General features: G+C 56.6%; 19 protein-coding genes. 17 read left to right on the forward strand and 2 right to left on the reverse strand.

Translation table 11 applies throughout. From position 1 onward, the window contains the following. Nucleotides 1–9 precede the first annotated feature (9 nt). The 9 genes from LBR61_12265 to rplS all read left to right on the forward strand — a co-directional run bounded on the left by LBR61_12265 (nucleotide 10) and on the right by rplS (nucleotide 8152). A complete protein-coding gene (locus LBR61_12265; protein ID MDR1732855.1) occupies nucleotides 10–1359 on the forward strand; it encodes an ATP-binding protein in 1350 nt (449 codons plus the stop codon). Between the two features lie 14 nt (nucleotides 1360–1373). After that, nucleotides 1374–3509, forward strand: coding sequence for a DEAD/DEAH box helicase (locus tag LBR61_12270; protein ID MDR1732856.1), 2136 nt, complete (start codon nucleotides 1374–1376; stop codon nucleotides 3507–3509). Between the two features lie 125 nt (nucleotides 3510–3634). Further along, nucleotides 3635–3949: a DNA-binding protein gene (locus LBR61_12275; GenBank protein ID MDR1732857.1), complete on the forward strand. Its 315-nt coding sequence runs from the start codon at nucleotides 3635–3637 to the stop codon at nucleotides 3947–3949. A 36-nt stretch (nucleotides 3950–3985) separates the two neighbouring features. Continuing rightward, complete coding sequence (ffh, locus tag LBR61_12280) at nucleotides 3986–5350, forward strand: signal recognition particle protein (protein MDR1732858.1); 1365 nt, start codon at nucleotides 3986–3988, stop codon at nucleotides 5348–5350. Between the two features lie 91 nt (nucleotides 5351–5441). Further along, on the forward strand, nucleotides 5442–5711 hold the full coding sequence (rpsP, locus tag LBR61_12285) for a 30S ribosomal protein S16 (GenBank protein ID MDR1732859.1): 270 nt from the start codon (nucleotides 5442–5444) through the stop codon (nucleotides 5709–5711). A gap of 54 nt (nucleotides 5712–5765) precedes the next feature. After that, the gene (locus LBR61_12290) at nucleotides 5766–6008 is read left to right on the forward strand and encodes a KH domain-containing protein (protein MDR1732860.1); all 243 of its coding nucleotides are present in this window, start codon (nucleotides 5766–5768) and stop codon (nucleotides 6006–6008) included. After that, complete coding sequence (gene rimM / locus LBR61_12295; GenBank protein ID MDR1732861.1) at nucleotides 5986–6528, forward strand: ribosome maturation factor RimM; 543 nt, start codon at nucleotides 5986–5988, stop codon at nucleotides 6526–6528. Before LBR61_12290 ends, rimM begins: the two co-directional genes overlap by 23 nt. Then, nucleotides 6525–7760 carry a tRNA (guanosine(37)-N1)-methyltransferase TrmD gene (trmD, locus tag LBR61_12300; protein ID MDR1732862.1) on the forward strand — a complete coding sequence of 412 codons (1236 nt, stop codon included), beginning with the start codon at nucleotides 6525–6527 and terminating at the stop codon, nucleotides 7758–7760. Before rimM ends, trmD begins: the two co-directional genes overlap by 4 nt. A gap of 44 nt (nucleotides 7761–7804) precedes the next feature. After that, on the forward strand, nucleotides 7805–8152 hold the full coding sequence (gene rplS / locus LBR61_12305) for a 50S ribosomal protein L19 (GenBank protein MDR1732863.1): 348 nt from the start codon (nucleotides 7805–7807) through the stop codon (nucleotides 8150–8152). Between the two features lie 101 nt (nucleotides 8153–8253). Here the strand turns inward: rplS and LBR61_12310 are convergent, their stop codons facing one another. Further along, entirely contained in the window at nucleotides 8254–9180 is a 927-nt protein-coding gene (locus tag LBR61_12310; GenBank protein MDR1732864.1) for an AEC family transporter, read from the reverse strand. Between the two features lie 156 nt (nucleotides 9181–9336). Further along, on the reverse strand, nucleotides 9337–9495 hold the full coding sequence (locus LBR61_12315; protein ID MDR1732865.1) for a rubredoxin: 159 nt from the start codon (nucleotides 9493–9495) through the stop codon (nucleotides 9337–9339). 357 nt (nucleotides 9496–9852) lie between these two features. Between LBR61_12315 and dnaX the strand changes: the two genes are divergently transcribed. From dnaX to LBR61_12355, 8 genes are all read left to right on the forward strand, one after another. Continuing rightward, the gene (dnaX, locus tag LBR61_12320) at nucleotides 9853–11646 is read left to right on the forward strand and encodes a DNA polymerase III subunit gamma/tau (GenBank protein MDR1732866.1); all 1794 of its coding nucleotides are present in this window, start codon (nucleotides 9853–9855) and stop codon (nucleotides 11644–11646) included. 58 nt (nucleotides 11647–11704) lie between these two features. Further along, nucleotides 11705–15154, forward strand: coding sequence for a DNA polymerase III subunit alpha (gene dnaE / locus LBR61_12325; GenBank protein ID MDR1732867.1), 3450 nt, complete (start codon nucleotides 11705–11707; stop codon nucleotides 15152–15154). Between the two features lie 119 nt (nucleotides 15155–15273). Next, nucleotides 15274–17022: a pyruvate kinase gene (gene pyk, locus LBR61_12330; protein ID MDR1732868.1), complete on the forward strand. Its 1749-nt coding sequence runs from the start codon at nucleotides 15274–15276 to the stop codon at nucleotides 17020–17022. Nucleotides 17023–17027: 5 nt separating this feature from the next. Next, complete coding sequence (gene cdaA, locus LBR61_12335; GenBank protein ID MDR1732869.1) at nucleotides 17028–17837, forward strand: diadenylate cyclase CdaA; 810 nt, start codon at nucleotides 17028–17030, stop codon at nucleotides 17835–17837. Between the two features lie 45 nt (nucleotides 17838–17882). Beyond that, nucleotides 17883–19109 (forward strand): hypothetical protein, encoded by a 1227-nt coding sequence (locus LBR61_12340; protein ID MDR1732870.1) that lies wholly within the window; start codon nucleotides 17883–17885, stop codon nucleotides 19107–19109. Between the two features lie 12 nt (nucleotides 19110–19121). Further along, the gene (glmM, locus tag LBR61_12345) at nucleotides 19122–20522 is read left to right on the forward strand and encodes a phosphoglucosamine mutase (protein ID MDR1732871.1); all 1401 of its coding nucleotides are present in this window, start codon (nucleotides 19122–19124) and stop codon (nucleotides 20520–20522) included. Nucleotides 20523–20568: 46 nt separating this feature from the next. Beyond that, complete coding sequence (gene galU, locus LBR61_12350) at nucleotides 20569–21453, forward strand: UTP--glucose-1-phosphate uridylyltransferase GalU (GenBank protein ID MDR1732872.1); 885 nt, start codon at nucleotides 20569–20571, stop codon at nucleotides 21451–21453. A 31-nt stretch (nucleotides 21454–21484) separates the two neighbouring features. Next, the gene (locus LBR61_12355) at nucleotides 21485–23275 is read left to right on the forward strand and encodes a phosphodiester glycosidase family protein (GenBank protein MDR1732873.1); all 1791 of its coding nucleotides are present in this window, start codon (nucleotides 21485–21487) and stop codon (nucleotides 23273–23275) included. Nucleotides 23276–23286 lie beyond the last annotated feature (11 nt).

The raw sequence follows: 23286 nt of genomic DNA on the forward strand, positions 1-23286 counted from the left end.
GGTGTCGGTATGGCGAACATCAGGCCCCGGGAGCGGGAGGCGATCGTTCAGTCTCTGATGGCGGGAGTCGTGCCGCGCATTGGACTGCATCATATTCAGGTGGGACGCAGAGAGGAAATCGAGGCCCTGCTGGAGGACCTGGCGCGAATTGCGGACGGCGGCGCGGCGGTTCGCTTCGTCATCGGGCGTTTTGGAACGGGAAAGAGCTTTTTTCTGAACCTGGTGAAAACGGTGGCCCTGGAAAAGGGTTTTGTGGTCATGCAGGCGGATGTCGCTCCGACGCGGCGTCTGTACGCCTCCGGCGGATACGCTCAGGCGCTTTACACGGAGCTGGCGCGCAACATGGCGATCCGAACGAAGCCGGGAGGTGGCGCTCTGCCGGTGGTGATCGAACGCTGGATCTCCGCCTTTCTGGAGGAATTTGAACAGGGGAATAAAAGCGGGGGCGACGTTTTTCACGGGATCAGAGAGAAACTGGAGCCGCTGCAAAATCTTGTGAGCGGTTATGATTTCGCTTCAGTCCTCGGAAAATATCTGGAGGGTTATCGAGAAGGAAACGACGTTCTTACCCGTTCCTGTCTCCGCTGGCTGGCGGGAGAGTACGCCGTGCGCACGGAGGCCCGGGCCGACCTGGGCGTTCGTTCGATCATCGGAGATCGGGACCTGTACGATTATCTGAAACTCTGGGGAACCTTCGCGCGGCTGGCGGGATATGCCGGAGTGCTCGTGGAGCTCGACGAGATGGGAGTGCTTTCTCACCGGCTCGCCAATGCCACGGCGCGAAACGGCAACTACGAAGTTCTGCTGCAGATCGTGAACGACTGTCTGCAGGGCGGCGTTTCAGGCGTCGGATTCATCTTCGCCGGGACGGACGCCTTCTTCGACGACCGCCGCCGGGGCGTCATGAGTTACGGCGCTCTGGCCGGGCGGTTGGCCGCCAACCCCTGGGCGCGGGACGGGCTGAAGGACATGGCCGGCCCGGTGATCCGTCTGGAGAGCCTGTCGCCTGAGGATCTGTGGCTGTTGCTTCAAAATATCCGGAATGTCTTTGCCTCCGGTGATGCCTCGAAATATCTCCTCCCTGACGAGGGAATCCGCGCCTTCATCCGGCGATGCGCGGCGACGCTGGGGGCGACGTTCTATCAGACGCCCCGGGACGCCTCGAAGGCTTTTGCCGGCCTTCTCTCCATACTGGAACGCAACCCCGGCGCCGACTGGCGAAAGCTTCTCGACGACGCCCCGATAGAAAAAGAAGAAATGGAAAAAGAGGAAATAGAAAAAGAGGAAATGGAAACGCCGGAAAACGGCCCGAAACCGACGGCCGCGGATGACGAACTCACGGGCTTCGTGCTGAAATGACCCTGTCGGAGAGAATGTTCGAAAAACTTCACCCGCTGGTGCAGCGGAAGCTCTACGATATGCGATGGACCGAACTGCGCCCCATTCAGGCGGAAACGATAAGAGCGTTTTTCTCTCACGACCGCCACCTGATTCTGGCCGCGGAGACGGCGGCGGGAAAAACCGAGGCGGCGTTTTTGCCGATCCTTTCCCGGATGCTGACGGAGTCGCGGGAAAAGGGGCTTCGGGCCCTTTACGTCAGTCCCCTCAGAGCGTTGATCAATGACCAGTTCCACCGGCTGGACGACCTCTGCGAGCGCATGGAGATTCCCGTTTTCCGGTGGCACTCGGACGTGGGCTCCGCGCTGAAGAAAAAGTTTCTGGCCGACCCCCGGGGGCTGCTTCTGATCACGCCGGAGTCCATTGAGTCCCTTTTTATCAACCACGGAGAGCATATCGGACATCTGTTCAAAACGACCTCCTGGGCGGTTCTCGACGAGATGCACGCCTTTACCGGAACGGAACGGGGGATGCACCTGCTAAGTCTGCTGGCCCGCATCGATCGGGTCCGAACGCGGCCCATGCGTCGGTTGGGGCTTTCCGCGACGATAGGAGATTTCGAGGCCTCGAAAAAGTGGCTTTGGGCGCGAGCTCCCGGCGAGGTGGAGGTCCTGGCCCCCGGAGGCGAGTCCAAAGAGATTCTTTACCGGGTGAAGGGTTACGAGATCGGCTTTGAGGGTTCGCAGTCTCCATGGGTGGAGGACATGGAGCGTCTGTTTCCCTCCACCTCTCTGATTTTTGTCAACTCCAGAACGATGCTCGAACATCTGACCTGGACGGTGCAGCGTTACGCGAAAAAGAAGGGGCTTCCCGACCGCTACCGGGTTCACCACGGCTCTTTGTCGAAAATCGAAAGGGAGGACACGGAAGATGCGCTCAAAACCCGGGAGGGAATCGTCACGTTCTGCTCCGCCACCCTGGAGCTGGGCATCGACGTGGGAAACGTGACCCGCGTGGGGCAGTTCGGCGCGCCCTGGTCCGTCAGCGCGCTTCGGCAGCGCCTGGGGCGCAGCGGCCGCCGGGACGGAGAAAGTTCAGCCCTGGTGATGTTCATTGCGGATAAAATTCCCAGGGGTGACGTGTCTTTTGTCCGTAAAATTCACCCGGAGCTTTTGCAGGCGATCGCCATGTCGGAGCTGATGTTCGACCGGTGGAGCGAACCTCCCGACGTGGAGCGGCTCCACTGTTCCACGCTGGTTCAGCAGTGCCTGAGCGTCGTGGCGGAAAAAGGAGGAATCTCCGCTCCGGCGCTTTACGATCTGCTGATTTCCCGGGGGGCGTTCCGTCTTTCGAAGGCGGATTTCGGCGAACTGCTGAGATCGCTGGGGACCCACGACCTGCTGGATCAAACGGGAGAGGGAGATCTCGTCCTGGGCCTGGAAGGAGAAAAAATCGTCCGGAACTACGATTTCTACGCGGCCTTCACCGCGCCGAAGCAGCTTGCGGTCGTCCATCAGGGGCGGCCGGTGGGGAGCATTTTTCTGGCGCTCGACATGATTCCGGAGGGTTTTATTCTGCTGGCCGGGAAGCGCTGGAAAATTCGCGCCATTGATCTTGAAAGGGACGTCATCGATGTGGATTCCGCCGAGGACGGCAAGGCGCCTCCCTTTGGAGGAGACGAGGGGCCGGAAATTCACTCCCGCGTCCGGCAGAAAATGTTCGAATTGCTTACCGGAGGAGACGTTCCCGTCTATCTCGACGACAGAGCCGCTCAAATGCTGATGAATGCCCGGCAGGTCGCGGCCGAAGTCCGGATGGAAAGGGGGCGCTGTTCTCTCCTGAAGGAAAAGCGCAACCTGCTCTGGTTTCCCTGGGAAAGTTCCGCCGTGCATCGCACGCTTTACGCGATGGGGCTGCTTGCCGGAATGGAGCTCGAAGACCGGGGCATCGCGCTGGAGTTTAAACGGACGACTCCCTCGGAACTGGCAGAGGCGTACATTCCCTTTCTGGAGACGCCTCCCGAAGTGGAGCGAATCGTCGATATCTTCGAACTGGCGGGCAAGGGAAAGGAGAAATACGACCGCTTCGTTCCGGCAAAATTTTTGCTGGAGGCCTTCGAAAGACAGTACCTGGACATCTCCGGCGCGCTGAGGGCCGTGACTCAACTATAAAATAAAAAGACTGTAAAATAAAAAGACTTGACACCTCGGAATGAAAAACACTATAATGCTCTTCGTCGAAAAAGGTCCCGGGACGGGAATCTGATGATCGGCCAAAAAGGGGAGAACAGTCTGATTTGAAGAGTCTGATTTCTGATGACGGAGTTCGCCTCGAACGACGGTTGCACGTCAACGCTCTTTACGATATTTACGGTCCTCTGCTGACTGAACGGCAGAGATCTGTATATGAAATGCGTTGTTTTTCAGATTTGTCACTGGCGGAAATCGCTGAAACTCTGGGAATTACGCGTCAGGCCGTGCATATCGTGGTCAACAAAACGCAGGACAGGCTGGAAACGCTGGAAAGAGAGCTCGGTTTCGCCGCCCGCCTGGAACGGCTGGAAAACAGAATCAGAGAACTTGAAGCGCGATGTTCCGGCGGGGGATCCTGACGAAAACGAGTTGCAGAAAACGGAGAAGATGCAGGGATGTTTGAAGCACTGAGAGAAAAACTGGAATCGGCGTTTTCAAAACTCAGGAGCAGGGGGAAAATTTCCGAGGCCGACGTGGACGGGGCGCTGCGTGAAATTCGCAGATCCCTTCTGGAGGCGGATGTCGATCTGGGCGTCGTCAGAGGCCTGATCGAAAAAATCCGCGCCCGCGCGGTGACGCTTGACGTTCTTGAGTCGATCACCGCCGCGCAGCATATATCGACGGTGGTTTACGAGGAACTGATCGCGCTGATGGGGACGGACGTCGCGCCTGTCAGCATCGCCTCGAAGCCGCCCACCGTCATTTTGATGGCGGGCCTTCAGGGCAGCGGAAAGACCACTACCACGGTAAAGCTGGCGCGACGCCTGCAGAGCGGTCATAACCCTCTGGTGGTCGCCTGTGACCTTCGTCGTCCCGCCGCCGTGGAGCAGCTGAGGGTGTTGGCCGAGGCTTCCAAAGTCGCCTTCTTCGGTCCGGAACCGGGAGAGACCGACGTGCTGAAGGTCGTTCGCGGCGCGTCCGCCTGGGCGGAGTCTCACCTGAACGACGTTATTCTTCTGGACACGGCCGGACGCCTTCACGTCGACCAGGAACTCATGGACGAACTGAGCTCTGTGGCGAAACTGCTGCCGCCCCACGAAATTCTTCTGGTTGTGGACGCCATGACGGGGCAGGAGGCCGTGAACGTCGCGAAGTCCTTCCACAAACTTTTGAACGTGACAGGCCTCGTCCTGACCAAGCTGGACGGAGACGCCCGAGGCGGAAGCGCCCTTGCGATTCGGGCCGCGACAGGGATTCCCGTGAAGTTCGCCGGTATGGGAGAGGCTGTGGACGCCCTGGAGGTTTTCGACGCCAGACGCATGGCGGGCCGCATTATGGGCATGGGGGATATCGAGGGGCTGCTGGAGAAGGTCAGGGCCGTCGGAGCGGAAGATGTCGAAAAAATGGCCGAGAGCCTCCAGAGTCGGGAATTCACCCTGGAGACGCTGCTGCTTCAGTTTCAGCAGATCGAAAAAATGGGCCCCCTGGGCAAGGTGATGGAAATGATCCCGGGGTTCAGCCGGATCAAAGGGATGAACGAGGCGGAGATCGACAACTCCATTATTGTTAAAAACAGGGCAATCATTCAGTCGATGACGCTTCAGGAGCGCCGCAACCCAAAAATCATCAAGGGCTCCCGGCGTCGGCGCATCGCACTGGGCTCCGGAACGTCGGTTCAGATGGTCAATCAGCTTCTGGCCCAGTACGAGCAGATGAAAAAACTCTTTAAAACCTTCTCCGGAGGGTCCGGAAAGGGATTCAACCTGAAGTCCCTTTTTGGAGGAAACCGACGGTTCAATTTTAAGCAGGGCAAAAACTAAAAATTTTTCAAGAGTAATTGTATTGTGCCGAGATGGAATTGTGTTTCCACTCTGAAATTTTGCAGTAAAATAATCAGGAGGTGTCTTTTGTATGGCAGTACGTATTCGTTTGTCGCGTCTCGGAAGGAAAAAGGCTCCATTTTACAGACTGGTGGTGGCCGATTCCCGTTCGCCCCGGGATGGACGTTTTATTGAGCTGATCGGAACTTATAATCCGATGACCGATCCGGCGGCGGTGGCGATTGACGAGGAGCGCGCGCTTTACTGGCTGAGCGTGGGGGCACAGCCCTCTGATACGGCGAGAGGGCTTTTGAAAAAACAGGGTATATGGGAAAAGTTCGAAGCGACGAAAAGCCATTGACATCGTTGGAGGTTTTTCGTCGTCAGGGAAACAAAAAAACCGGGAGGTGCCGCAATGGCCAATTATAAGGAACTTGTCGAATTTGTCGCGAAACACCTTGTCACGCAGCCCGATGCCGTCAGCGTCGAGAGCACGGAGAGCGAAAACGGAATCAAGGTAATGATCCGCGTCGCTCATGAAGACGTGGGGCGCATCATCGGAAAGCGTGGAGCCACCATCAACGCAATTCGTCTTCTGGCCAAAGCTGCCGCCGTCAAGGCGGGAGAGAGGGTGGATGTCGACATCGTCGAAGAGTAGAGACCCCGAAGGAAAGGTGACCGTAGGATATATCTCTTCGGCCCACGGGCTGAAGGGAGAGGTGAGAATCGTTCCCCTGACGGACCACCCGGAGCGTTTTCGCGGGATGGACGTACTGAATCTTCACTCCTCCGACGGTCGTTTTGTTCGTACCTTTCACATCCGGAATCTGAGAGAGCACGAGGGCAAAGGAGAGTTCATCGCGGCGGGCGACCCTGTGGACAGGAACGAGGCGGAAAAACTCGTGGGACTGTCCATCCTGGTGGATCGGGAAGAACGTTTTCCCCTGCCGGAAGGGGAATTTTGGGTGGACGATCTCATTGGCCTTCAGGTCCAGGATACGGAAGGCAATCCTCTTGGCGAGGTGGTGGACTTTCTTTCCGCGGGCGGAAATGAAATTTACGCGGTGCGAGACGAAAAGGGCAGTTTGCATTATATCCCGGCGGTGGAAGAATTTGTGAAAGACATCGACCTCGCATCGGAAACAATGGTCGTGAAGCTGATCGAGGGTTTGTGGTGAAAGATCGCGAACAGGAATCGGATACCGGCAAAAAATCGAAAGGGATGCATTTTTCGATTATAACCGCGTTTCCGGAGTTTTTTAATGATTTTCTCTCGACCAGTATTATCGGCAGGGCAGTCAAAGCCGGTTTGGTTCGGGTGGATTTGGTTGATTTGCGTCCTTTCGGCAGAGGCGGTTATCGTCAGATTGACGACTATGCTTTCGGTTCCGGAGGGATGGTGTTGATGGCGGAGCCGCTTTCCGAGGCGTTACAGACGGCGCGTGCGGCCGGTGGAGGCGAAGAACGGGATTTTGTCGTTTATCCGACTCCGCAGGGGACGCTGCTGACGCAGGATATCGTGGACACTCTGGCGTGTCAGGAGCACGTCATCCTGGTCTGCGGGCACTATGAAGGCCTCGATGAACGCTTTACGGAGCGGATGGTCGACCTGGAGGTCACGATAGGAGACTGTGTGCTGACAGGCGGGGAAATTCCGGCAATGGCCATCATCGATGCGGTTTCCCGTCTGATACCGGGCGTCGTGGGCAAAAGCGAAGCGGTGGAAAACGACTCTTTTTATCGGGGAATGCTGGATTGCCCTCACTATACCCGTCCCGCCTCCTGGGAGGGGATCGAGGCCCCCGAAGTTCTGCTTTCGGGAAATACCGCCGCCGTTGAGGAATGGAGGCGGCGTCAGGCGGTTGCTCGCACGGTTTCCCGGCGTCCTGACCTTTTAGCGCGCAGCGGCATGAAAGAGTACGTGCGAGGCGTTTATCTCGCGTTCACGGCAGAAACTGCCGATGACTGCGAAGTTGAGATTTTACGAAACCTGGAGGCCTTTGGGGATTCCTACGGTGTGGCGCGGGTCTTTTTGATCGTTCCGAAGCCGGACGCCCGGGAGTCCTTCAGAGAGGTTTTGAAGGAGGGCCGTTTCGGGCGTATTCGACTGATGCCTTCTCTGAAGCACGCGACGGACTGGATTGCGAAGAAGGAAGGCCCGCCGCTGGTGACGGAGGTCTGCGATGTCGTCAAAAGCGGAGCGAGGCACTGGCTTGAACTGAAGCGTTTGTTCGTGGAAAAGGGAGAGCCCGTTCTGTTTTGTCTTTCGTTGAAAAACGGAGACGAATACCGGTGGGAACAAAAAAAGAATGGGGTTTGTTGTGGTTTTTCGATGCTGCCCCTGCAGGAGGGGCTTTCCTTTTGCGGAAAGGCAGCCGTGTTGTGTGACCGTTTTTTGGGATCTCGATAAAAATTGAATTTCCTGTTTGGAACTGCGAAGGAGGAACATCGGAAGTGAATATTTTAGATCTTGTTGAAAAAAGATATGTCCGGGGCGATCTTCCCGACTTTCGTCCGGGAGATACGCTGCGGGTGCACGTGAAGGTTACGGAAGGCGTAAGAGAGCGTATTCAGGTTTTCGAGGGTATTGTCATTGGACGTCAGCATGGCGGTCTGAACGAAACGTTTACCGTCCGCAAGATTTCCAGCGGAGTGGGTGTGGAGCGTATCTTTCCGCTGCACTGCCCGTCGATAGACAAAATCGAAATCAAACGTCAGGGCAAAGTGCGTCGGGCCAAGCTTTATTATCTGCGAAAACTCAGCGGAAAAGCCGCCCGCATCAAGGAGCGCCGCGAGTTTTAAATTTACAGGAATCGTTTGTTTTTCAAATCTTTCGTTCTTCAGATCCTTCGTTCTTTCCCGGGGCCGTTCGGGGAGGGGCGAAGGATTTTTGTGTCTTTATGTCAGACCAGCCCCAGAATATTGATCCACAGAGGCAGGGAGATCATGGAACAAAGCGTCGTCAGCGCGACGCCCCTGCCGCAGTATTCCCCGTCCATCCCCATTTCCTCGGCGATGATGGCGGTGTTGATCCCAACCGGCATGGCGGTCAGCAGCACACTGGCCTGGAACATGGGGGAGGAGAGGCCGAAGAAAAGGAAAATCGAAGCCCCCAGGACGGGATGAAGCACCAGCTTGACGAACAGAATTTTCCAGACGGACTGAATCATTTTCAAAACGTTTTCGATATGCAGTCCGGCTCCCAGCATCAAAAGAGCCATTCCCGTGCTGATGTCGGCCAGGATGCTCAGAGTCGAATCCATCCATTTTGGAAGATGGTTGAGCCCGGCGGTGTCCATCAGAAGCCCCAGAAGGCAGAACATAAAGAGCGGATTTTTCAGAAGATGCTTCATGGTTGCGAGCATCGTCGTCCAGGAGGGTTTTCCGAAAAGAGCCAGCTGTCCGCTGCCGATGGACACGAGCTGCATGGCGACCAGGGAGATCGCCAGGTTCAGCGTCGCCGCCTCCACTCCAGGCTGTCCCATGGCGAGGTAGATGATGGGAAGCCCGGCGAAAAAGTGATTGCCCCGGGTGGCGGACAGGGTCAGGGTGGAGAACCGTTCCCGGGTTTCGCCGTGGCGTCCGAAGATCCAGACGACAGTCGTGGTGGCCAGGTAGGGCAGCCACACCGCGGCGACGAATGAGGGATTCTGCAGGACGTTCAGGTCCGCGCCCAGGATGCCGCGCAGAATGACGCAGGGCATGGCAAACCAGTAGAGGACAGAGTTGTTTTCTCTGAGGGTCTGAGGAGAGATAACTTTTTTGTATCTCAAAATCCAGCCCATGGCCACGATAAGAAAAATAGGCAGCACGACCAAAACAGACTGCATTGCCGATCAGCTCCATTTTTAGGGAAGTATTAATTAGAAGTATTAACTGTTAATAAGAAAATAAAGAAAACGACCGACCCCCGGCCGATCGTTCATTTTACGATCATCAGGAAAATATTTTGATCTTTCCTGTCTTCCGTGAGATTTTATAAGGTTTTACTCGGGTTCGAACATATCCTTCGTCACGGAACAGACCGGGCACACCCAGTCGTCGGGAATATCCTCAAAGGCGGTACCCGGCGCAATGCCGGAATCCGGATCTCCTGCCGCGGGATCATAAACATAACTGCAAACCGTGCATACATATTTTTTCACTCGATTGTATCCTCCTTTCCATTCTTTCCATTGTCATGGGAGTATTATAATCCTTTTCCTGGCGGACGCAAACGTCTTCCGACGTACCCGGGATGGAGAGAAATATTTTTTTACAGAAAAATATCCGGTGAGGAAAGATTCTGTGACAAAATTTCTCCTGCTCATTTAAAAGCCGGAGACGGAAGTCCATGTTACAATCGAAGACGGGAATTTTCCCGAAGTTTTTCTTCGTTGATTCAGTCTCGAAACGAGCGTCAGGTGAACTCTGAAGAACGCGCAGTGAATAATGCAGTGCAGTTAAAAGTGCAGAGTAAAGAGTATAGTATTGAAGAGTGTGGATTGAAGGAGGCCGAAAGTTTGGGTATTTCGCTGTATCGGCGGTATCGTCCTCAGAAATTTTCCGAAGTCGCGGGACAATCTGCAGCCGTCGATGTCCTGGTGAGAAGCCTTCAGCGGGCGCGCACAGGGCAGGCGTATCTTTTTTCCGGGCCCCGGGGCTGCGGCAAGACCACCGTCGCCCGACTGCTGGCCCGGGCCCTCAACTGTCTGGCCCCTGTTGAGGGGTACGAACCCTGTTGCAGCTGCAAGAACTGTCTCGCCATAGCCGCGGGGGAAAGTCTCGACGTCATCGAAATCGACGGGGCATCCAACAATGGAGTGGAGGAGATTCGCGAGCTCAGAAGCCACATCCTGTCGGTACCCATGTCGTCAAAATATAAAGTGTACATTATCGACGAGGTGCATATGCTCTCCATCTCCGCCTTCAACGCCCTGCTGAAAACGCTGGAAGAGCCCCCGGAACACGTGGTGTTCATTTTGGCCACCACCGAGGCCCACAAGGTTCCGGTGACGATTCGGTCCCGATGTCAGCACATTCCTTTTCATCGCATCGAGACGCGAATCATCTGCGAGCGCCTGATCCAGGTCTGCGAGGCGGAATCGGTGAAATTTCAGCCCGAAGCCCTGTGGGAGATTGCCCGTCAGGCGGATGGAGCCATGAGAGACGGTCTTTCCATGCTGGAGCAGGTGGCGGGCTCAGAAGAGGAAACCCTCACCCTGGCCGACGTGGAGACAGCGCTGGGACAGGCCAGTCGTTCTTCCCTGGAGCGATGGCTTGAAAGCTGGAGAAAGGGCGACATGTCCACCTTCTGCGAACTCGACCGGATGCTGGCCGGCGGAGCTTCTCCCCAGAGGTTTCTGGAGGAGCTGTTTTCGTTGGTTCGCAATCTGTGGCTGGTGGCCCGGTGGGGGGGTATCCTCGAAACTCTCGACGCATCCGGGCAGGAAAAGGAATATCTGAAGGCGGAAGCCCCCCGATGGAGGCCCCAGGAGCTGGAGCGGATCATGCGTTTTCTGGCCGGATTGCTTCCTCAAACGCGAATGGGGCTTAGAATGGACGTCCTGAGCGGGCTGCTGATGGCCGGAATCTCCAGCCCGGAGGTCGGCGCGCCCGAAAAAACGCTTCCTTCTTTGACTGCTTCTCCGACGCGAAGACCTGTCGTTCCGGATATTCCAGCTCCGGAGCCGGGTTCTGCCAGGACGACCGCGCCGAAACCCGCCGTTCCGGAACCTGTCGTTTCGGCTCCCGCGGCTGCGGCCCCGGACGGGGTATCGGAGGTTCCGGAGGGAGAAGACTGTCCGGAGGAGCGTCGAAAAGAGACGTCAGAGGCTCTTTACGGGGAAGATTTCACGCTGTACTGCGGATTTGTGAGTTCAGCGGCTTTGACGGACGGCCGGCGTCTGATCCTGGATACGCCCTTCCGTTATGTATACGAGACCCTGAAGCTGGAGCAGAACCGCCGAGGGCTGAAGAAGATTCTGGGTCCCCTGTGGCCGGAGGGAATCCTTCTGCGCCACGGAGAGCTTACGGCTTCCTGCGACGAAGTTTACTCCGCGCCGGCGAAAATTTCGGAAAAGAGACGCTTCTCCGGAAAATCCGAAACTCCTTCCGCTTCCCCGTTTTCAGAGGAACCGGAATCGACCGGGAACGAAAAAACGGAAGCGAAGGAGGCGCGGCTCCCCGGGGGAGTCCCTTTTGACGGGCTGGTCCGCGACGTTGCGCGCTGGATGCGGGGAGAGGTCATTCTGGTGCGTCGCGGCGCCGATGACGATATCGACGATGTCTCCGCCGAAGAATCAAAGGATTATTAAAACAGATTATTAAAATGAAAAGATTAAATAATGAAAGATTAAAAATGAGGTTTTTGTTATGACGAGACCTTTTGTGCATCTGCATGTTCATACGGAATACAGTCTCCTGGACGGGGCCATCCGCACCGGATCCCTGGCGAAAAAGGTCGCCTCGTGGGAGGTGCCGGCCGTGGCCATGACGGACCACGGAGCGATGTACGGAACCATAGAGTTTTACGAGCAGTGCAAGGCCGCGGGGGTCAATCCCATCATCGGCTGCGAGGTATACGTGGATCCCGACGGACATCGCTCCCGTGAAAAAAAGGGAAAGAACAACCATCTGATCCTGCTGGCGGAGAACGACGAAGGCTGCCACAACCTTTTCAGGCTGGTCTCCATCGCCAACACGGATGGATTTTATTACAAGCCCCGTATCGATCACGACCTTCTGGCAAAGTACAGCAGGGGGCTGATCGCATCCTCGGCCTGCCTGGGCGGGGAGATTCCTCAGCTCATTCTGGCGGGGAAGGAGAAGGAGGCCGCGGACAGGGCGACGCTGTATCGGGACATCATGGGAAAGGATAATTTCTTTCTCGAAGTCATGTCGAACACGCTTCCCGAGCAGGCGAAAGTCAACAAGGCGCTCATACGGCTCTCCAGGGAGACGGGCATTCCCCTGATCGCCACCAGCGACGCCCATTATCAGGAAAAAGAGGATTTTGAGTGGCATAAACTTCTTCTTCGAATCAACACCCGGGCCGACGACACGGACGACGCCTTCGGTTTTTCCACCAACGACTTCTACCTGCGAAGCCCCGAGGAAATGGACGCGTTTTTCGGCGCGGAGCTGCCCGAAGCCCTGGACAACACCGTAAAAATTGCGGAGAGGTGCAGGGTGGATTTCAACCTGAATTCGGGGGACTACAAACTTCCCCGACTGGACCTGACGGAAGGGGTCACGCTTGAGCGCCATCTCGAAGACGAGGCCTGGAAGGGGCTTCGCGCCCGTCTTGGGGAGCAGCCTCCGGAGGAATACCGGAAACGCCTCGAATATGAGCTCGGAGTCATCAACAGCATGGGGTTCGCCGGATATTTCATCATTGTGGCGGGAATCATCCAGGCGGCAAAGGATAGAAACATCCCCATCGGGCCGGGGCGCGGCTCCGCGGCGGGGTCTCTCGTCGCCTGGAGCCTGCGGATAACGGAACTGGACCCCTTGGCCTGCGGGCTGCTTTTCGAAAGATTTTTAAACCCTGAGCGCATCAGTATGCCTGATATCGACACCGACGTTTCCGACAAGGGACGCGAGGAGCTTCTGAAGTATATCGTAGAGCAGTATGGCAGCGACCGCGTATCCCAGATCATTACCTTCGGGCGCATGAAAAGCCGTCAGGCGGTCAAGGACGTGGGGAGGGCCATGGGACTGGAGTACGCCAGAATGGACAGGCTCGCGAAGCTCATCCCCTTCGGCGTCAAAAGCATAAAAGAGGCGAAGGAGACGGTTCCTGAGCTGAAAGAGACGATAGAATCCGATCCGGAGCTGGCCCAGGTGGTAAAAATTGCGGAAAAGATCGAGGGACTGGCTCGTCATCCCTCTCAACACGCGGCTGGGGTTGTCATCACTCCGGACCCGGTGACGGATCTGGTTCCCATACGCCGAATCGGAGCGGCCGAGATAAACGGCGACGTTCTGGACATCAGCCAGACCGTGACCCAGTTCACCATGGAGCCCATTGAAAAACTGGGGCTGGTAAAGATGGATTTTCTGGGACTGAGCACCCTCTCCATCATCGAAGAGGCCCTGGAAAACATTCGTCTCAACGGCAGAGAAGCTCCGGATATGAGTTCCCTGTCCCTGACCGATTCCCTGACGTATCAAATGCTGCAGAACGCGGACACCCTGGGAATATTCCAGCTCGAATCGGGGGGGATGCGGCGTTTGCTTCTGGACCTGAAGGTGGACTGCTTCGAGGACCTGGTCGCCGTTCTGGCCATGTATCGTCCGGGGCCTCTGGGCAGCGGCATGGTCAAACAGTATGTCGAGTGCAAGCATGGACGTCAAAAACCCGAATATCCCCATCCGCTGCTGGAGGAGGTCCTGAAGGAAACCTACGGCGTGATTCTGTATCAGGAGCAGGTCATGCAGTGCGCGTCCATTCTGGCCGGATACACCCTTGGCGAGGCGGACCTGCTGCGCCGGGCCATGGGAAAGAAAAAAGTGGAGGTCATGAAGCAGCAGCGGGCGAAGTTCGTGGAGGGCGCGTCGACCCGGGGCATCGATCTGAAGAAGGCCGAACATATTTTCGACCTGATTCAGGAGTTCGCCGGATACGGGTTCAATAAGTCCCACAGCGCGGCCTACGCCCTGATCTCGTACCAGACGGCCTATTTGAAGGCCCATTACCGGGCGGAGTTCATGGCCGCCTATCTTTCCAGCCAGATGAAAGCCATAAAAGAGGTTCTGGGCAGGTACGTCCGAGAGGTGCGCCGCAGCGGCGTACAGGTGCTCCAGCCGGACATCAACTCCTCCATGGAGAGCTTTACGGCGGTGGGGGAGGTCATTCGCTTCGGCCTGGGGGCCGTGGCCAAGGTGGGGCACAACGCCGTCGACGCCATCGTGGCCGCCCGGCGGGAGGGAAAATTTTCGTCCCTGTGGAACTTTCTGACCCGCGTTGACCTGCGCGTCGTCAGCAAATCCGCCACGGAAAATTTGATTTACGCGGGGGCCTTCGACGAACTGGAGCCCAACCGGGCCAGGCTGGTGAGCGCGTTGGCGGACTTCGTGGCCGCCGCCCAGAAAAAGAACAGGGATGAGGGGCAATATTCCCTCTTCGAGCTGCTGGAGGAGGCCCCGGAGGATACCGACGGGCCGGACATGCCCGAGTGCGGGGACTTTTCTGTTTTCGAGCGCCTCGAACATGAAAAGGAAGTCATGGGAATTTATATTTCAGGACACCCTTTCGACAGCTATGAAGACAGGGTGAAACGCCATTCTACGTGTACAATAGAGGAGCTTCCATGCTGGAGAGGTTCCGGCCCCGCCAGGGTTGGGGGTATAATTTTGGGCGTGACCGATAAAATGACGAAGAAGGGAACGACGATGGGACTTCTGACGCTGGAAGATTCCGACGGAAGCGTCGAAATGGTCGTCTTCCCACAGCTTTGGGAGAGCCTGAAGACTCAGGTGAAAGTCGGGGAACCCTATATCGCGGAGGGGGAGCTGGGGGACAGAGAGCCCAGGAATTTCATTGTGCGAAAACTCACGCGTCTGGAGGATATAGGCGCCGACGAGGCGGGAATGATTCGCATTCGCCTGCGGGTGGACCTGATTCCTCAGTCGCTGGATTTTCGGGATTTCGCCGTGGCCCTGAAAGATTGCCCCGGACCTTCCACCGTTCTTCTGGAGCTGGCGGACGATCGGGACTCCTGCGTGCTGCTGCTGCCGGATTATCGAATCGATGAAACCGGCTCCATCAGGCAGCGTCTGTCCGAGGTCGTTCCCTCGGGAGCCTTCGAGGTTTTGTGTTGAGTTTTGTATGCATTGAATTTTGTATGCAGTGAATTTTGTATTGTATCGAACTTAAAATTTTAGTTTTATTCTGAAATACCGAAAAAAGAAAGTGCCGATTTTTTTAAGGAGTTGTTTTTATGTTTGTCAAAATTGTATGTACCATAGGCCCGGCAAGCGATAAATATGAAACTCTGCGGGCTATGGCGGAAGCGGGTATGAACGTGGCCCGTTTCAACTTCAGTCATGGCGATTACGAGGGACACAGGGCAAAACTGGAGTTGGTCCGTGAGGTGGAGCGGAATCTGGGTGTGCCCATTCCCGCGCTGCTGGACACCAAAGGACCGGAGATCCGTACGGGTGAAATGGAAAACGGAGAAATTTATCTGGATACGGGAAGCGCCGTCGTTCTCACCTCAGAACCCTGCGTTGGAACGCCGGAGCGGGTCCATATCAATTATCCCCTGCTGGCGGGCGAGGTCGCCAGGGGACAGGAAATTTACATCGACGACGGAACCCTGCAGCTCAAGGTGCGGAATATAGAGGGAAACGATGTGGAGTGCGATGTCATCGTGGGCGGCTCTCTGAAGAATACCAAGGGCGTCAACGTTCCGGGGGCCAATGTCACTCTGCCCGCCCTTTCCGGAAAGGACAGGGAAGACATTGCCTGGGGCGTTCAACAGGGGATGGAATATCTGGCGGTCTCCTTCGTAAAGACCCGAAGCGACGTCCTCGACGTTCACAGGCTGCTTCGGTCCCTAGGGGGAAATATGCGAATCATCGCCAAAATTGAAACGCGTCAGGCCGTTCGTAATCTTGAAGAAATTGTGGACGTGGTGGACGGCATGATGATCGCCCGGGGCGACCTTGGAGTGGAGATTCCCACCGAAGACGTTCCTCTGGTGCAAAAGCGCATTATCGAAATGTGCCGGTCCCGGGGGAAGGTGGTTATCGTCGCTACCCAGATGCTCGATTCGATGATCCGCAACCCTCGTCCCACCAGAGCGGAAGCCAGCGATGTGGCCAACGCCGTTCTGGACGGAACGGACGCGGTCATGCTTTCGGGGGAAACCGCCTCCGGCGCCTGGCCGGTGCAGTCCGTGGCCACGATGAGGCGTATTGTGGACCGGGCGGAAAAGGAACTGACGACCTGGGGCCTTTCCTGCAGGGAAAACCGCGGCGTGGCGGGAGTTCCCGACGCGGTCAGCAACGCGGCCGTATTGATAGCCAATCAGACGGGAGCCTCCTCCATTATTTCTCTGACCAAAAGCGGAACCACGGCCCGCATGATCAGCAAACATCGCCCCAACTGCCAGATTCTCGGGGTCACCCCCTCGCAGATGACGTGGCGGGAACTGGCCCTGTGGTGGGGAATTCATCCCGTCAAGGTGGCCGAGCTTTCGGACATCAACGTGGCCGCCAGAGAATCCGTCGCCGCCTGCATCGAGGGAGGCCATATCCGGGAGGGAGATCTGGCCGTAATCACCGCCGGCGTCCCTCTGGGGCTGCCTGGGACCACCAACATGGTGGAGGTGCTGACCACGGGCAAAATCATTCTCACGGGCATCCCTCTGGTGCGAAAAAATGCCACGGGAAAAGCCTGTATCGTGCGCGATTTCAAAAGCGACGAGGGGAAAATCACGGAGGGCTGCATTCTCGTGGTGCGGCACCTCAGCGGCGAATATCAGCAGGTGATGGACCGGGTAAGGGCGATTGTCTCGGAAAGCGGAGCCATGGGCGCGGAGGGAAATATCATCGCCCTTGAGCATAACGTTCCCTGTGTCGTCGGAGTTACGGACGCCTTTTCTACCCTTTCCGACGGAATGGAAATCACGGTGGACGGAATGCGCGGATTGATCTATCAGGGCCGGGTGGAACTGGTCATTTGACGTCCATGTGGGATGCCATCAGGGTTTTTTTCGACATCTTCATCGTCTCCATAATCATTTACCGGATTCTCGTTTTGATGGTGGAGACGAGAGCTGTTCAGCTGGTGAAGGGATTCCTTCTGCTGGGCGTCCTGGGGTTGCTGGCCTCTTCTCTCGATCTGCGCCTGCTGTCCTGGTTTCTCAGCCGGATTCTGTGGGCTCTGGTCTTCGCGATTCCCATCGTTTTTCAGCCGGAGCTGCGCAAGATGCTCGATGAAATCGGCCGCGGCTACCTGTGGCATCGCCGTATGGACCAGGAGGAAGCCGAAAAACTCAGCGGCGAGATCATGGGCGCTCTGACCTATATGAAGTCCCAAAAAATCGGGGCGTTGCTGGTGCTGCAGCGGGAGACGGGACTGAAGGACTACTGGACGACGGGTGTGAAGCTGGAGGCGCAGATCTCCAAAGAGCTGATCATCTCCGTGTTCTGGAAGAACAATCCGCTGCACGATGGAGCCATGATTCTGGATCGTGACGGCATTCTCGCGGCAGCCTGTTATTTGCCCCTGACGGACAACTCCGAAATTTCCCGGTGGTATGGAACCCGCCACAGGGCGGCCCTGGGTATCACGGAGGTCTCTGACGCCTCGGTGCTGGTCGTTTCCGAACAGCGGGGACAGGTGGCGCTGGCTTACAATGGACATCTTTCCAAAAATTTAAATGAGGCCCAGCTTCAAAAATATTTATCGTTTTATTTTTCCGGAACACGGGAAACCACCGCGAAAAACCTGAAAGACAGGCTTTTGAATCTGCTTCGCCCGCTTTGGTCGAAGTGAGTCGTCAACGCGGGAGAAATTTATGCAAAGGAACTGTTCGTTATTATGAACGTACCGAAAAAGCTCGATAATATTCTGGAATCTCCCGTTGTGCTGTGGGGAATATCAATTCTTGTCGCGGTGTCCATGTGGTTTTATGTGAGGGACTCGGAAGATTCCGGACTCGCCAGGCGCAAGTTTTTGTGTCAGCTTGAGTACCGCGAGACGATGCCTCAGATTCTTGTGAAAAACACGATCAGCCAGATCGAGGTGGAGGTGGGCGCACCTGAAAGCGTCATGAACCGGCTGCGGCATGACTCCATTGTCTGCGAGCTGGACCTGGTGGGTCTTTCTCCCGGCAAGTACAGAGAGGAAGTGAAAGTGACGCTGCCCCAGAACGTCACGCTCTACAGCGTCAACCCGTCGGAGGTGGATATTGAACTGGTTCGTCAGACCACGCGGGTTTTTCAGGTGGAAGTGACGCTGCCCCGCAACATTCCGTCGGGGCAGTACCTGGAGAGCGTCGAGGTCGTCCCGAAGGAAGTTCATATTAAAGGAACGGAAAAAGATCTCGCGAAAATCGGGGCCGTCAATATAGAGCCTACTTTCGAAGAGCTGTCGGGGGGGCAGGAGCTGCTTCTGCCTCTTACGGTGTCTCGTTCGGAACCCTTTGACGACGAGGTGGTAATAGAGCCGCAGCAGGTGAAAATGAACGCCACCCTGGTGAGAGGTCTCCCGAGAAAGAAAGTCCCCGTTACGGTCAGAATGAGCGGCAAGCCCGTGGGGGATTACGCCGTGCGGTCGATGACTACGGAGCCCGCGGAGGTCATGCTGGAGGGGACGCAGGAGAAGCTGAACGGCATTTCTTCTATAGATACGGAAACGGTGGACATTACCGGAGTTTCTGCGGATCAGACGCTGGTGGTGCCTCTGCGCCTTCCCCGAGGCAAAGACGTGAAAGTTATCGATGTCCGGTCGGTGAAACTTCAGGTCAGCCTGGAGTCCATCTCCACCCAAAAGCGTTTTTCCAACGTTCCCGTGGCGGTCGAGGGGGCGGCCGGCGGAAAGAAATGGACTGTCACCCCGCCTGTGGTGGACGTGGTTGTGGAGGGAACGCCATCCCTGGTGAGCTCTCTCGACCTGAACGCACTGGGGTTCAGGGCCTGGGTCAACGTATCCGGGATTTTTCTTCGTTCGGCGACGTTGCCTGTACGGGCTTCGCCTGTTTCCGAGGATTTGAAGTCGATAAGGATAATTCCGGCCACGGTGTCCCTTACGGTGGTGGAGGAGTGAGCGGGTGATGGCATGTTGAACGTCTTGAATGAAAATATCGAGGGCGGAGAACCGGCATTGGGCGGCGACAGGCGGGTTCTTTTTGGAACTGACGGCGTCCGGGACGTGGCCAACAAGGGAGGAATGACTCCTGAGATGGCGTTGCGTCTGGGACGGGCTTTCATTCTTTTTCTGGCGGAGAGAGGGGTTCCCCGTCCTCGAATCGTACTGGGCAGAGATACGCGGCGTTCCGGAATGATGCTGGAAGGCGCTCTGTCCGCAGGAATGACCTCCGCGGGGGCGGAAGTTTTTTCCATCGGGGTCATTCCCACGCCGGGAGTCAGTTTCGGCATTCAGGACGCAGAGGCCGACGGAGGCGCGGTCATAAGCGCATCTCACAATCCGGCCGAGTACAATGGCATCAAATTTTTGGACAGAGATGGCTGCAAACTTTCCGATGAGGCCGAAATCAGCATCGAGGAGTATCTGGGAGACAACCTGACGGACGACTGGCGCCCCACAGGCGCTTCCATCGGAGAAATCAGACCTCTGGCTCATCTGGTTCCCAACTACGCAGAGCATTTGGCATCTCTGGTGCATTCCCCGGATTCGCTGCCCTCGTCTGTAGTTTTCGACTGCGCGAACGGAGCGGCGGGAGCGGTCCTGCCCTTTTTGATGAAACGGCTGGGCCTGAACTGGACGCTGACAGCGGTGGAACCCGATGGACTCAATATCAACGAGGGCGTCGGCGTGATTCACATCCAGCATCTGGCGGATCGGGTCCGAGAGCTGGGCTGCCAAATGGGTTTTGCCTGCGACGGGGATGCCGACAGAGTTTTGACGGTGGATTCCGCCGGACGGGTGATTGACGGGGACATCGCCATATGGCTGCTGGCGCGGTGGATGGCGGCCAGAGGCGGTCTGGATGGCGGCGTGGTGGTCACGGGCATGAGCAACATGGCTCTGGAAGAACATCTTCTGCATGAAAACATCCGGGTCTTTCGCTGCTCCATCGGCGACCGCTACGTTCTGGAGTGCATGAGAAAACACGGGGCGCGGCTTGGCGGAGAACAGTCCGGCCATATTATCGCCACCCCTTTCACCCGCACGGGAGACGGGCTCTGCACGGCCCTTCTGATGCTGAACGCCCTTCGAGATCTGAAAGAAGACGTAAACACGCTGGTGGATCGTTTTGGGCGTTATCCCCAGCGTCTGGACAATTTGACGATTGCCGAAGACTGCATTATAGATATGGAGTTCGTGCGCTCGATCTCCGACGAGATGGAAAAACGAATGTGCGGAAACGGCAGGGTTTTGATCCGGCCCTCCGGGACGGAGCCTCTTCTCCGCATTCTGGTGGAGGCCAGGGATCGAGGCATGGTAGACGAAGTTTCCGAACACCTGACCACCGTTTTGCGCGCGCACTGTTCATGACCCAAAACCAGGAGAACCGGAGCCTGAGAAGGGAGGCGCGGCGGGAATGGCGGGGATAGACGTCACCACGTGCCTTTTCCCTGTGGCGGGGCTGGGAACGCGTTTTTTGCCGGTAACCAAGGAAATCGCCAAGGAGATGCTGCCGCTGGTGGATCGTCCCGTCATTTCCTATGGCGTGGAGGAAGCTTTGGATTCCGGCTGCAGGGATCTCGTCATGATCACCGGACGAACAAAGAGGTCCATAGAAGACTATTTCGACAGCTCCTTCGAATTGGAAAGCGTCCTCAGAGAACGGGGAAAAATGGACCTGTATGAAAAAATTCGTTCCATTTCGGAAATGGCCAACATTTTTTACGTGAGACAGAGGGAGCCCCTGGGACTGGGACACGCGGTCCTTTGCGGCGAGCCCTTTTGCAGGAACGGATACTTCGGCGTCATTCTGCCCGACGACGTATTTGTGTCCGAAACGCCGGTCATGGGTCAGCTTATCGACGTTCATCGCCTGAGGGGCGGGACGGTTATCGCCCTTGAGGAGGTCCCCCTCAGCGAGGTGTCGCGCTACGGCATCGTGAAGCTGGAGGCTGGAAGCGAAGGCGTGCATCGTATCGTCGATATGGTGGAAAAGCCCTCCGCGGAAGATGCTCCGGGGAGATTCGCGATTATGGGGCGTTATATCCTTTCTCCCGCTATTTTCCCGCTTCTGAGGGAGAACCAGAGAGGCGAGGGGGGCGAAATCCAGCTGACGGACGCGATTCGACGTCTTTTGAAAAGCGAACCCGTGTGGGGGGTCGTCTATCGAGGCAGGCGTTTTGACTGCGGAACTCAAAAGGGGTGGCTGGCGGCCAATGTTCAGCTTGCTCTGGAGGACCCCGAACTGCGGTCGGTGATTCTTGACAGTATTCAACGCGCAATAAATGGCGGAAAAGAATAAAGATTTTCCGTTCACACAGGAGACGACTTCAATGTTATTTTTCCCCCTTAAAAAAATACGCGCCGGCTTCGGCAGGAGTTTAATCCCTCTTTTTCCGGTTCTTTTCTTTCTGCTTTTCACCCTCGCTTTCCCCGCCGCCGCGGCGCCGGGCGGAGTGCCGCGAGAGGCGTTTCTCTCCCAGCTTCTGGGAGCGCGGGGCTTTGCCGGGAGCGCGGCGGTTTCATCCAACGTCTCAGCCATTTTGAAAAGCGGTATCGTGACAGATGAGGTTTCTTCTCTTTCCGCGCCGGTGACGCGGGGACAGGCGCTGCGATGGATGATTCAGTCCCTTGGCCTTTCCGCGGAGGCCGGATTTCTCTCTGAGCTTCCCCTGCCTTTCAAAGACCTGAAGGAAATGAGCGCCTATGACCGCGGCTGCCTTGTGGTCGCAACCCATATGGATCCCCCTCTTTTCAAAAAACACAGCGGAGACTTCGCTCCGGGACATCTTCTTACCCCGAACGAGGTCAAATCTCTGATGGCTTCCGTCAAACGGGCCGATCAGCATCTGAGGCTCGAAGCGCGTTTTGCCCCGATAACCGGAATGGAGCTCGAACTTCATCGGGAAGGAACATTCAGCGGCTTCCCCAAATGGAGAGTTCATGTTTATGGCTTCGATGAAAAAATTGAGGCCGAGGCGGAGCAGCAAATTTTCGCGGAGGCTGGTTTTTCCATGGAGGTGAAGAACCCCAACTACGAATGGAGCCTTCGCAATACCGAATTGATGGAAGATTACGCCCAGGTGCGTCAGTTGTCTGAACTGGCCGGAAAAAGGGGAAAAGCCGTTTACGTTTTTCCCTCTCTGATGAACGAAAATCTGGAAAATCAGCCGCTTTACTGGGCGCTTCTGACGATCGACCCCTCACGATATATGATTGAACCCATTATTGCTCCCGATGGAATTACGGCGCTGGCGCCTCTGTCCTCCATGATGAAAAACAGCGGCGTTCAGGCGGCCCTCAACGCCGGATTTTTCGCCGTAAGCGGACGGAACGCGGGCTCCCCCATCGGGACTCTGCAAATTGCCCGAACTCTGGTCAACAGGCCCTATAAGGGGCGCACCTCTCTGGGATGGAGCGCGAACAATCGAGCCACCTTCGGGGAGGTCTCCTGGGAGGGCATTCTTCGCATTGAAGAGGGCTGGATGACCGTCGATTCTCTGAACCACGCCGTCAAAGGAAACGCTGTCGCTCTCTACAACGTCTGGTACGGCAAACCCACGCCCCTGAGCGATGCGGTCACGGAAGCGATCGTCAGGGGCGATCGGTGCGTTTCCATTCGTTTCGGAGGCGGAACCGCTATTGAGCCGGGGTCGTACGTTCTGGCCGGCTACGGGACCAATGCCGATCTGCTGACCCGTTACCTGAAGACGGGAGACGCCGTTCATCTGGAAAGCACGTTCAACGGTGGCAATTCCCCCTGGGATGAGATGGACAACATCATCCAGGCGGGCCCATTCCTCCTGCGCGACGGAGAAATTCGCATAGAATCCGAGGGGTTCAGCTCTTCGATCCTCAATTTGCGTCACCCCCGTTCTGCCATCGGTCTGACAAAGAAGGGCAAATGGATTTTCTTCGTGGGAGACGGCCGCAACGGACTGCACAGCGCGGGCTTCACTCTGCAGGATATGGCGCTCATTTTGCGAACGAAGGGCGTGGCCTGGGCACTGAACCTGGATGGAGGAGGTTCTTCTCAGATCATGGTGAAGGGTAAAATGTACAACCTTCCCTCGGACGGCAGAGAACGTCCTCTGAGTTACGCCGTAGGAGCGCGGCAAAGATAAGGAAGCCGCTG

This window comes from Synergistaceae bacterium (assembly GCA_031272035.1).
GTDB lineage: Bacteria > Synergistota > Synergistia > Synergistales > Aminobacteriaceae > JAISSA01.